The sequence below is a fragment of the bacterium genome, from assembly GCA_019912885.1.
Classification (GTDB): Bacteria; Lernaellota; Lernaellaia; order JACKCT01; family JACKCT01; genus JAIOHV01.
Map to the genome: position 1 here is coordinate 1 of JAIOHV010000039.1, position 10,698 is coordinate 10,698.

A 10,698-nucleotide genomic window follows, 5' to 3' on the forward strand; every position below is an offset into this window, starting at 1 on the left:
CCGCCGGGCGGATTGGCTCGCATGATCGCGAAGATCGACGCGGTCGCCACGTTCGCGCCGGAAAAAGGCGGCGCGAGCATCGCGTCGCGCAACGCGCGCACGAGCGACACGGCGCGCTCCGGCGTCGCGATGCGCCCGAAGGCGTCAATCGCCGCGGCGCGCACGCGCGGCGGGCCGGGCGGCTTGCGCACAAAGGCGAACGATCCCGCGAACAGCGCCTCCAACTCGTCGAGCGCGCGGCCGTCCGGCCCGATGCCGATCTTCGCGAGCCGCGGCGGATCCCACACGTTGCCAAGCGCGCGCGCGGCGGCGACGGCGATGTCCTCGTCCTCGTCGCGCAGGTAGAGCAAAAGCAGATCGGCGGATTCCGGATCGCCGACGGAACCCAGCGCGGCGATCGCGCGAAGGCGGACGGGACGCGGCGCGTCGGGCGCGATGAACTCCGCGAATCGATCCGCGCGGGCGCGCGTGTCCTCAAGGCGCAGGACTTCGGCGAGCCGGTCGATTTCGTCGGCGCGGGCGGGAGTCATGACGCAATACGCGCTAACAAAAACAACAACCCAGCTTACGACCGAGGATCGGAAGCTCGAACAGATAGTCATTCGGAAAATTCGGCGCTTGGCAAACCTGATTGCCGAATAATGGATTTCAGCGTGCCGATACGGATTTCACGGTGGTCTGGAACGGCCACCGTTATCTTGCCTGCCGCGGATTGCGTTTTCATTATGATGTGGCTTCCGCGTCTCCGGGATTCGCGGAAACCATGTCGGGCTAAAATAGCGCATACTTCCTTTCCGGAAAGCACGCGAAATTTAGCCAACCGCGACCTCGATTTGACGGACAAAAACCTCGTTGCTCCGCAATCGCCGTTCAACTTCTTCCGCGGACGCTTCTTCAAGAAATAGTTCAAGTGCCTCTTGGAGGTTCCCGAGTGCTTCGTCGTACGTATCGCCTTGACTCGCGACGTCCAGTTCCGGGCACAAAGAGACGTAGCCGGTGCCTTCTTTTTCAATGAGTGCTGTCAGTTTCATTGGAACTCCGATCGCATGCAGGAGTATCGTCCCGAAAATTCCTGACTCCGTCAACGGCGCAAGCTCCTTGAATCGTCACGTTGCGGGCCTTATTCTACGTTCCTCGCGCGGCCGCGTCGGGCCGCGCGGTTTTGCGTTTCGATCAAGCGAGGAAAAAACGAATGTCCGGACATCTGGAAGACGAACTCAATTTCACCGGGACCCAAACGTACGTCCTTGATCCCGAATTGCAGACCGTCGTGAACACCGCCATTCGCCTGGAGTTGCCGCTGCTGCTCAAAGGCGAGCCGGGAACGGGCAAGACGCTGCTCGCGCACGCCATTGCCGAAAACCTCGGCGTGCCGCTCATCGTGCTGAACGTGAAGTCAAACATGAAGGCGGTCGAGGCGCTGTATTTCTACGACACGCTCACGCGCCTGAACGACTCGCGCTTCGGCGACTCGAGCCGCGACGTGTCGAATATCGAGGACTACATCCGCATGGGGCGCATCGGCCAGGCCTTCGCGAGCGACACGCGCGTCGTGCTGCTCATCGACGAAATCGACAAGGCCGACTCCGATTTTCAGGACGACCTGCTGGATGTGCTCGACGTCATGACCTTCGACATCCGAGAGATCGACAAGACGATCGCCACCAAGCACCGGCCGATTGTCGTCATCACGAGCAATGCGAAAAAGGACCTGTCCGATCCGTTCCTCGGGCGGTGCGTTTTCCATCACATCGCGTTTCCAGACGCGGACATGATGAGCCGCATCGTCGGCGCGCACTTTCCGAACCTGTCCGAGCGCCTGGCCGAGGCCGCGATCCATACTTTTTACCGCCTGCGCGAGGTGCCCGGCGTTGAGAAAAAGCCCGCGACGCGCGAGCTTTTGCACTGGATCCGCGCGCTATCGAGCGACCCCGCCTTTGACGTGAAGCACCTCTCCGGCCGCACGGCGCTGCCGCTTCTGGGCCTGCTGTTCAAAAAATCCGACGACCTTCACCGCGCGCAGAAGGTGCGTTACGCGAACTGATGTTCCAGCCGTTTTTCTACATGTTGCGTGAGCACGGCGTGCCGGTGAGGCCGACGGATTTCCTGCGCCTGCAGAAGGCGCTCGCCGCGGGGCTTGTCACCGACCTGGCCGAATTCTACACCGTCGCGCGCTCGCTGCTCGTCAAAAGCGAGCGCTTCTTCGATCGCTACGACGTGATCTTCGCGAATTACTTTGAGGGCCGCGAGATCCCCGAGGGCGTCATCGAAACGCTCGCCGCCGACCTCGAGAAAATGCTCGCCGAATGGCTGGCCGATCCGAAAATTCGCCCCGACCTCACGGAAGAGGAGCGCGCCAAGCTCGCGGCCATGACGCCCGACGAGGTCATGGAATATTTCAGGGAGCGCCTGAAGGATCAGACCAAACGCCACGACGGCGGCGACCGCTGGATCGGCACGGGCGGGCGAAGCCCCGTCGGCCACGGCGGCGTACATCCGGGCGGCATGCGCGTGGGCGGCGGGCCCGGCAACCGGAGCGCGATCAAGGTCGCCATGGACCGCCGCTACATCGACTACTCCGACTCCGCGATGCTCACGCCCGACAAGATCGGCGCCGCGCTCGACCGACTGCGTCATTTGGTGCCGCACGGCCCGCGCGACGAGCTGAACATCGAGGCGTCCATCCGCGAAACGGTGCGCCAGGGCGGCGAGATCGACCTGGTGTTCGATCGGCGCCTCGTGGACAAGCTGAAGATCTTCATCTTCCTGGACAACGGCGGCTGGTCGATGACGCCCTACGTCCACCTGACGCGCAGCCTGTTCACCTACGCCAGGAGCCAGTTCAAGTCGGTGCGGTTTTTCTATTTCCACAATTGCATCTACGACCTGGTGTTTGAGGACCCGACGCGCTACGAAAAACCGGTTTCGACGGCGGAGCTTTTGCGCCGCTCGGATCCCGACACGCGCGTCGTCATCGTCGGCGACGCGAGCATGGCGCCCTACGAATTGACGCACCCGCGCGGGGCGATCGAATACGACGCGCCGCAGTCGGCGTCGGGTCTGCAATGGGTCCGCCGCGTCAAGGAGACGTTCGCGCACGCGGTGTGGATCAACCCGATCCCGAAGCGCGAGTGGGATTTCACGTACGGCAACTGGACGGTGGACGCCATCCGCCGCCAGGTGCCGATGTATGAGCTGACGATCCGCGGGCTCGAGGACGCGGTGGACGAGCTGAAATCGAAATACCCGAAATCGCTCCCGCCGCCCGAGGAATTCCGCGCGACGTTTTGAACGACACACCCAATCGCAATCAACGGTACACAGAGTCCACAGGGGAGCCACGAGGGACACGGAGGAATCTTTGACATTTCTTCGAAAAACTCTGTGAACTCTGTGTCTTCTCGGTGTTCTCGGTGTACCGCCGAATGCCCTACCGCGCGATCACGATAAAGCGCGGGCCGCGCAGCACGGGACCACGGAAGCTTTGGCGCGCCGCGTTTTCGATCTCGTTGAGATTCTCCGGCAGGCCCGACGCCACGAACGCGCCATAACCCTTTGTCATCGCCGGATCGGCGAGGGCGTCGAGTGTGTTGATCGATTCCAGCCCGTGTTCGCGTTGGCGGATGATGCCGCTTGGGAACATCTCGGGAACCGGGACGGGCCGCGTTTCGGCCAGGTGCCAGAGCGGCGCGAGTTTGTGGCTGTTCACCCAGTTCGGATAGCTGTAGGGATCAGCCGCCTTCTCCAGAAAGTGCCGCTCCTCGCGGAAGTGAAAGTGGCTGTCGGTGACCGACAGGATCGGCTCGCCGCCCTTGACCGACAGGCGCACGGCGTCCACGAGGCGGCGCACGGACAGGCCCGCGTGAAACGCGGTGACGCCGTTGACAAGGGCGCACACGACAAGAAAACCGGACAGCACGCCGGCGATGGGCCGCGCCAGCAATCGCCAGCGGACGGTGCCGGCAAGCACGAGCACCGCGACGTACAGCCACCGCTCGCCCGGACGGATCACCTCAAACAGCCGCGTCGGGCCGAACCACCCGAAAAGCAAAAGGACGGCCAGCCCCGGCAGATACGGCGAGGAGAACTCGCGCAGCGCACGCACGAGCAACAGGAGCGTCAGGACGAAAAACGCAAACAGGAAAAGCGCGTTGACGAACGCGAACGTTCCCTGCAACACGCCCGGCGTCGCGGGATAAAAACCGCCAAGCGGCGCGAACGGGCCCGCCTTGTACCACGCCCACTTCAGGACGTTGCCGTAGCGATACCAATACCCGAATTCGCCCGCGCGCGAGGCCGCGTACGCGATCGCCAGCAGCGCGCTCGGCGATAGCGCCACCAGCGGGCGAACGAACGCGCGCGGGGAAAACCCGTGCCGCCAGAAGACATGCCCGAACAACAACACGATCAGCGCGCCGAACGCGAGGAAGTGGCAGAAATACGCGAGTGCGAAAAGCGCGCCGAAGATTGCCGTCTCGCGCGCGGTCCACGCCCGCTCTTCGTTGGGCACGAGCGAGAGCGAAAACAGCAGCACGGCGACGCCGAGCTGAAAGCCGAGATAGCCCATCCAGAAAAAATGGCCGACCGCGAAAAATGCGCCGAGAACCTCGGCCGCGGGCGCCGGGCGATCGTTGTTCGCGCGCACGAAACGCACCCACGCGAACGCAAAAAAAGCGGCGGTGAATACGGCGAGGGTCTTGGCGGCGGCGGCCGGCGACATCGCCGCGCCAAGGAGCGTCATCGCGAGCGTCGCCACCGCGTTGGGCACCGGCGCGTGAACAAACGCGAAGTCCTCGGCGCCTCCCGTTCCGGAAACCAGGTCCGCGGCGATGCGCGCCTGATACGCCCAGTCCGGCAGATCCTGAAGCGGCGGGTAGGCGGTCAGCGCAAGCGGCACAAGGCTGCCCACGAGAATCAGCGCAAGCACGCCTGCGCTGCCGGACCCCCTTGCGTTGTCGGCAAACATCGCGCAAATCTAGCGCATCGGTTACGCGCAACAAGTCCCCCCGGGCTGCTCTTGCCAAATCGCGGGCGCTTTTGGGGAAGCGCGATCCCAACATCGAATCCAGGATCGTCCGCTCGGTTCGACCGGGTGGCGCGATGCGGGGGCATCATGGCGAGGAAAAAGATCGGCGTTCTCACCGGCGGCGGCGACTGCCCGGGTCTCAACGCGGCGGTGCGGGCCGTGGTCTGCCGCGCGAAATCGATGGACTACCAGGTCATGGGCGTGCGTTCCGGATGGAAGGGCTTATTGAAGAAGGACCTTTTCGAGTTGGACGTGCCCTCGGTCGAGGACATCCTGTGGGACGGCGGCACCATGCTCGGCACGAGCCGCACGAATCCGTACAAGAAGGTCGAGGACGCCGAGCTTGCGCGCAAGAACTTCAAGGAGCTTGGCTTTGACGCGCTGATCTCGATCGGCGGCGAGGATACGCAGGGCGTCGCGGCGAAGCTGTCGAAGGACGGGTTCCCGGTTATCGGCATCCCCAAGACGATCGACGCCGATCTGTTCGGCACCGAGGCAACGATCGGCTTCGACACCGCGCTTGGCATCGCGACCGAGTGCATCGACCGCCTGCACACGACCGCGAGAAGCCACAATCGCGTCCTTGTCGCGGAGGTCATGGGCCGGCACGCGGGCTGGCTGACCCTGCGTTCGGGGCTTGCCGGCGGCGCGCACGTCATCGCGATTCCGGAATTCGAAACGACGGGAGCCCTGATCGCGGACATCCTGCGCCGGCGCAAGGAGCGCGGCGGAAACTACGCCATCGTCGCGGTCGCCGAGGGCGCGAAGATAGATATGGGGGAGGGCGCGTCCGACGAGGTGCTCAAGCACCAGAAGACGGACGCGTTCGGGCACGTAGCGCTCGGCGGCATCGGCGGCCGGCTCGCCGATTTCATCGAGAAGCAGACCGGTTTCGAAACGCGCGCCGTCGTGTTCGGGCACATCCAGCGCGGCGGCACGCCGTCCGCGTTCGATCGGTGGCTCGCAACCAATTTCGGCGTCCGCGCGGTGGAACTGATCGAGGCCGGCAAGGCGGGGCGTCTCGTGTCGTACACCGGGGGCGGGTTCACCGATGTGGACATCGAAAATGTGCTTGGGAAGCTCCGCCTGGTGCCCGAAGAGGAATATCGGGTCGCGCAGTCCTTCTTCGGTTGAAAACCAAATGGCATGGATGCCGCGTAATGCAAGGAATTTCGCATAAGATGCAAAAAAATTGTCGGGGGACTGTCATTTACCGTTGCCTTACGCCGAAAAATGGTGCTAAATATAGATTAAATCGGAACCGAAACATTTAGAAGGAATTTGGAGGAACAGAAATTTTAGAGGCTGGATTGAATTTTTTCTTTGAATTGTATTTGGCTAACTAGCGCGGCGAAAGGGCAAGACACATGGACGTTCAAGCGAAGACCACGACGGGGCCGGTCCATCGATTCGCGTGGGAGCAAACCGACGCCGAAGGCAAGAAAAAGGGGTCGTTCGCGACCACCGTTCTTCTTTTCCTTTTGGCCTACGTGTCCACGGTCGTGGGGTGCGCGGTGATCACCATCGAATCCTGGTAGGGTCGATCGCGCGAAACGACGGAAAAGACGACGGAAATTTCAAGCGCCGCGAGCGGTTGCCGCCCGCGGTTTCGTTTATCCGGTCCAGGAGTCCGTGGCGACGCCAAGCTCGCTGCAGATCGCGTTCTTGAGATCCTGAAAATAGAAATGGAAGTCCGTGGCCAAGAGCCGCGCCGGCTTCACGTTCTGGCTTGCGAACAGCTCGTCCGCAAGCTCCCCCATCGCGATCTTCAACGCCGCTTTCGGCGCCCGGAAAATCGCCGGCCGGTTCAACACCGCCGCGAGAGTCTTCGTGAATTCCGCGTTCGTCACGATTTCGGGGGAAACCGCGTTGACCGGCCCGTCGAGCTGCTCGCGGTAGATCGACTGGTAGATGGCGCCGAGAAGGTCATCCAGCGAAATCCAGGGCATGAGCTGGCGGCCGTCGCCAAGGCGCGCCCCCAGGCCCGCCCGGAACGCCGGCAGCATCTTTTGAAGCGCGCCGCCCCGGGCCGTGATCACGGGCGCGATGCGCAGATTGACGACGCGCACGCCCGCCTCGCGCGCGGGATCGCAAGCGCGCTCCCATTCCTCGCAGACCTCGGCCAGGAAGCCCTCGCCGCGCGGGGCGGCTTCGTCGATGACCGCGTCGCCGCGATCGCCGTAAAAGCCGGTGGCCGACGCGCACACGAGCACCTTCGGTTTGGCCGATAATTTCGCGATCGTCTCGCACAAAAGGCGCGTGCCATCACGCCGGCTCTCCAGGATGCGGCGTTTTTTCGTCTCGTCCCAGCGTCCGTCGGCGACGTTCTCCGCCGCCAGGTGAACGACGGCGTCGATGCCCTCGAGCGCGGCGGCGTCAACCTGGCCGGTCGCCGGGTCCCACCGCGCCTCGCCGGGCGATTTCGGCTCGCCGCGCACCAGGCGGATGACGCGGTGCCCGCCCGCGGTCAGAAAGTGCATCAACTCGCCGCCGATCAGCCCCGACGTTCCCGACACCGCCACCGCGATCGGTCGGTATCGCGCGATCCACTTGTGGCGCTGCACGTCGTTGCGGGTGCGTTCGTGGCGAAAGCGAAAGGCGCGGGCAAGCTCGGCCTCCGACCAGCTTTTGGCGCGCGCGCGGCCCATCGCGCCGCCCGGCAACTCGTAGCGGACGTGGTCCTCGAGAAGGCAGAACTTGCGCGCCTCCAGCACAAAATCGTGCGTATGCTCCCAGGACGCGAACGGCCCGGACTTCTGGCGATCGACAAATCTTTGTCCGGGCACGACATCGCCGATTTCGGCAATCCACTTCACCCACGCAGGTCCGAGCTTGATCTCGAACTCGAACTCGGCGCCGTTTTCGAGGGTGCCGGGGTTGCGCGCCACGCGAACGTGCTGCCACGGCGGGATCAGGCGCTCGAAGGCGCCGGGGCGGTCGTGCCAGGCGAAGACGCGTTCGGGCGTCTCCTCGATGCCGCTGCGATAATCGAAATCGGCCACGTCGCCTCCCGAAAGCGTTGCGTTGCGTCGAATCGTTTTACGGGTACGCGGGCGGCGTGTCCACGACGAAAATGAGGATCGAGGATCGAGGATTGAGGATTGAGTGTGAATCGCAACGCGCGCTGTGGCTGCCTGTACCCGTGCCCGAATGGACGTTATGGACCGAATGGACCAAATGGACCTGCCGACGACCGCACAACGGTTTGCGATGACCTTTCAGACTTTCCGTCTTCCAGCCTTCCCGCCTATTCCGCTTCCTTCTCCTGCTTTTTCATCATTTGCTTGATGAGCTGATTTTGCATGATCTTCTGCCGCTGCTGCTGCATGAACTGCTCGCGGATTTCCGGCGGCAGCTTTTCGAGCATCTCCGGCGTGAAGGCCGGCTGCTGCGGGCGGTTGCCCGCCGCCGTGACCTTGAAATCGTCCGGGCCTTTCAGCACGCGGCTTGACGCGAACTTGGCGGCGATATACGCGCGCCCGTCGCCATTTTGCAGGTACACATCCTCGCCCGACTCCGCGCCGACGCGGATCGTTCGCGTGCCGCCGCCGGCGAGCGTGACCGTCGCCTGCCCGCGCGGATCGGCCAGGCCCGCGCCCGCGGGCGCGTCGCCGAGGATCTCTTTCGTCTCGATGTTCGAGAGCCCGCGCACGAACGAGCCGACCTTCTTGTCGTCGAGCACGAATTCTTCCGGCAGATCGTCCGGCGCGGCGGCAAGCGTCCACAGATCGCCCGTCTTCGCAAACGCCATCGTCTTGCCGTCCTTCGTTACGGAAACTGCTGTCGCGTCTTCCGCGTCAAACGACACGACGCGCATGTCGCGCAGATCGGTCGCGCCCTTGACGAACTGGTCGCGCGTGAACGAGCTGATGAGATAGACCTGATCGGCGCCCTCGCGCCGGGCGTAGACGTTCTTGTCGTCCTCGTCGCCGATGAGAAGCGAAATCGTCTCGCCATCGCTCTTCGTTACCGACACCGTTGCTTTGGGGGGATCGAGACCGACCGCCGCCGCGGCGGCGTCGTCCTTGAAATCGACCGCGGTGAGGCTGCCGATCTGCTGCGCGATGCGCTTCACCTTGTTCGAATCGATCTCGTAATTCTCGGGAAGATTCGCGGGGCGCTCGGCGAAGGTCCAGTTATCGCCTTCCTTCTTGAACGCAAGCGTTTCGCCGCCGTGAGCCAGCGTCATCGACGCGGCCTCGTCGGCCTCGAACTTGGCGATCTGCTTGTCGCGCCACTGCGCCGGGTCGTCCTGCAGCACGCTCGACAGCCGGCCGCGCGTGGTGAACACGCGCTCGTCGCCCGGCTCGCGCACGTAGTTGCCGGCCTTGTCCGCGGACTCCTGCCCGACGTACAGGCTCAGCACCTTGCCGGCCTTGGTGTAGACGCTTGCCAAAAGCGCGTTGTCGCCCACGCCGTAACGCTCCTGCTCCTCGGCGCGCCTGGTGACAAACGAGCCCGGCCGCGTCTCGGCGATGCGCGCGAGCGTCAGGTCGATCTTTCGATCGTTGACCGCGTGCCCGCCGGGATTCAGCACCCAGGTGTCGCCGGCCTCGGACTGCTCGACCGAAAATTCGGCGTCGCCTTTGTTGATTTCGATCTTCACGATCGCGCTCTTGGCGAGCGGCGGCATGGTGAGCGCCGGGCCGGTATCGCCCTCGGGCGAAAACGCGGCGACGGCCGCCGCGCCGGTCAGCACCGCGAACGCGATCAACATGCGAAGGGTCTTTTTCCAGAGCATGCGCATCCCCCTCACGCGGCCTTCGGCAGATCGTCAAGGATCGCCGCGCCTTTGCGCTTTTTGCGCGCGCGCCAGCGCCAGCGCGCGATGCCGAACGCGATGAGCGCCAGCGGCGGCACGAACATGTTGCCGTAACGCACCGCGTTTCGCGCCGCGTCGCCGGGCACGTTGAGCGGGCGGTTGATGATCGTTTTGGTGCGAATGCCAATCAGCCGCTCGTTCGCGCCAAGCCAGTCGACGAGGTTCGCGAAGAACACGTAGCCAAGCGAGTTGCGTAGCTCGTCCGCGGCGAAATACGAGCCCGCCACGACGGCGACGCGCGTCTCGGGGCTGGCGTCGAGCTTGGTCGCCGCGACGGGATCGCCCGAGCCGTGCGCGGGAATCGCCTTGTCCGCGAAGAAACTCGGAAGCGATCCTTCGAGCGTCGCGACAAGCGGCCGCGGGCCGACGAAATCGCCTTCCTCCGGCTGCGGCAGAAGCTGCGGCTCGACCAGATACGAGTCGTCGTTTTCGAACAGCCAGGTGCGCTCGGAGCTTTTCGCGATCACGTTCGCCGTGACGCCCTCGGGCGCGGAAAGCTCGATCGGCGTGGTGAACGGCAGCGTCAGGTCTTGCAGGTTGCGCGTCAGCGGGCTGTCCGCGGCCAGGTCCGTCACCCGGACGAATACCGGGAAACGCACGAAGCTCTGAAAACGGACGTTGCCCTGCATGCGCGTCAGGCCGACCTGCTGGTTCTGCTCGTCGAGCACGAGAGGCTGCGTCACGCGGGCGCCGTAGTGCGCGGCCAGATCGGCAAGCCCGGTCGCGATCGGCCGGCCGATGAACGTCTGCATGTTGACGTCGTTTCGGTCGATGAGAAACGCCGCCTTGCCGCCGTTCATGACGTATTGGTCGATGGCGAAAAGCTCCGCATCGGGGATCTCGTTGCGCG

General features: G+C 64.0%; 11 protein-coding genes. 4 read left to right on the forward strand and 7 right to left on the reverse strand.

Annotated features, from left to right (window positions below; genetic code table 11):
- The 3 genes from K8I61_03115 to K8I61_03125 form a co-directional block, all read right to left on the reverse strand.
- Positions 1-530: HEAT repeat domain-containing protein (locus tag K8I61_03115; GenBank protein ID MBZ0270999.1), on the reverse strand; the 530-nt coding region annotated here is incomplete at its 3' end.
- Between the two features lie 68 nt (positions 531-598).
- A complete protein-coding gene (locus K8I61_03120) occupies positions 599-820 on the reverse strand; it encodes a type II toxin-antitoxin system HicA family toxin (protein ID MBZ0271000.1) in 222 nt (73 codons plus the stop codon).
- Positions 813-1,031, reverse strand: coding sequence for a type II toxin-antitoxin system HicB family antitoxin (locus K8I61_03125; GenBank protein MBZ0271001.1), 219 nt, complete (start codon positions 1,029-1,031; stop codon positions 813-815). The genes K8I61_03120 and K8I61_03125 overlap by 8 nt, the downstream gene beginning before the upstream one ends.
- Positions 1,032-1,192: 161 nt before the next feature.
- On the opposite strand from K8I61_03125, the gene K8I61_03130 reads away from it, so the two are divergent.
- Together K8I61_03130 and K8I61_03135 are read left to right on the forward strand one after the other, a co-directional pair.
- Entirely contained in the window at positions 1,193-2,044 is an 852-nt protein-coding gene (locus tag K8I61_03130) for a MoxR family ATPase (protein ID MBZ0271002.1), read from the forward strand.
- Positions 2,044-3,291, forward strand: a complete 1,248-nt coding sequence (locus K8I61_03135) for a hypothetical protein (GenBank protein MBZ0271003.1) — start codon at positions 2,044-2,046, stop codon at positions 3,289-3,291. Before K8I61_03130 ends, K8I61_03135 begins: the two co-directional genes overlap by 1 nt.
- Positions 3,292-3,430: 139 nt before the next feature.
- On the opposite strand, the gene K8I61_03140 is transcribed toward K8I61_03135, so the two are convergent.
- Entirely contained in the window at positions 3,431-4,927 is a 1,497-nt protein-coding gene (locus tag K8I61_03140) for a hypothetical protein (protein MBZ0271004.1), read from the reverse strand.
- 186 nt (positions 4,928-5,113) lie between these two features.
- Here K8I61_03140 and K8I61_03145 point away from each other — a divergent pair, with 186 nt between their 5' ends.
- Together K8I61_03145 and K8I61_03150 are read left to right on the forward strand one after the other, a co-directional pair.
- Positions 5,114-6,160, forward strand: a complete 1,047-nt coding sequence (locus K8I61_03145; GenBank protein ID MBZ0271005.1) for a 6-phosphofructokinase — start codon at positions 5,114-5,116, stop codon at positions 6,158-6,160.
- A gap of 233 nt (positions 6,161-6,393) precedes the next feature.
- Complete coding sequence (locus K8I61_03150) at positions 6,394-6,564, forward strand: hypothetical protein (GenBank protein ID MBZ0271006.1); 171 nt, start codon at positions 6,394-6,396, stop codon at positions 6,562-6,564.
- Between the two features lie 75 nt (positions 6,565-6,639).
- Here K8I61_03150 and K8I61_03155 read toward each other — a convergent pair whose 3' ends face one another.
- The 3 genes from K8I61_03155 to K8I61_03165 all read right to left on the reverse strand — a co-directional run.
- Positions 6,640-8,028 carry a TIGR01777 family oxidoreductase gene (locus K8I61_03155; protein MBZ0271007.1) on the reverse strand — a complete coding sequence of 463 codons (1,389 nt, stop codon included), beginning with the start codon at positions 8,026-8,028 and terminating at the stop codon, positions 6,640-6,642.
- 245 nt (positions 8,029-8,273) lie between these two features.
- On the reverse strand, positions 8,274-9,767 hold the full coding sequence (locus K8I61_03160) for a DUF4340 domain-containing protein (GenBank protein ID MBZ0271008.1): 1,494 nt from the start codon (positions 9,765-9,767) through the stop codon (positions 8,274-8,276).
- Positions 9,768-9,778: 11 nt separating this feature from the next.
- Positions 9,779-10,698 (reverse strand): Gldg family protein (locus K8I61_03165; protein MBZ0271009.1); only part of this gene is annotated, 920 nt, incomplete at its 5' end.

Excerpts from the sequence above, each read along its gene's own strand:
- K8I61_03125 (MBZ0271001.1), bottom strand. The coding sequence starts at position 1,031 with ATGAAACTGACAGCACTCATTGAAAAAGAAGGCACCGGCTACGTCTCT.
- K8I61_03130 (MBZ0271002.1), top strand. The coding sequence starts at position 1,193 with ATGTCCGGACATCTGGAAGACGAACTCAATTTCACCGGGACCCAAACG.
- K8I61_03135 (MBZ0271003.1), top strand. The coding sequence starts at position 2,044 with ATGTTCCAGCCGTTTTTCTACATGTTGCGTGAGCACGGCGTGCCGGTG.
- K8I61_03145 (MBZ0271005.1), top strand. The coding sequence starts at position 5,114 with ATGGCGAGGAAAAAGATCGGCGTTCTCACCGGCGGCGGCGACTGCCCG.
- K8I61_03150 (MBZ0271006.1), top strand. The coding sequence starts at position 6,394 with ATGGACGTTCAAGCGAAGACCACGACGGGGCCGGTCCATCGATTCGCG.
- K8I61_03160 (MBZ0271008.1), bottom strand. The coding sequence starts at position 9,767 with ATGCTCTGGAAAAAGACCCTTCGCATGTTGATCGCGTTCGCGGTGCTG.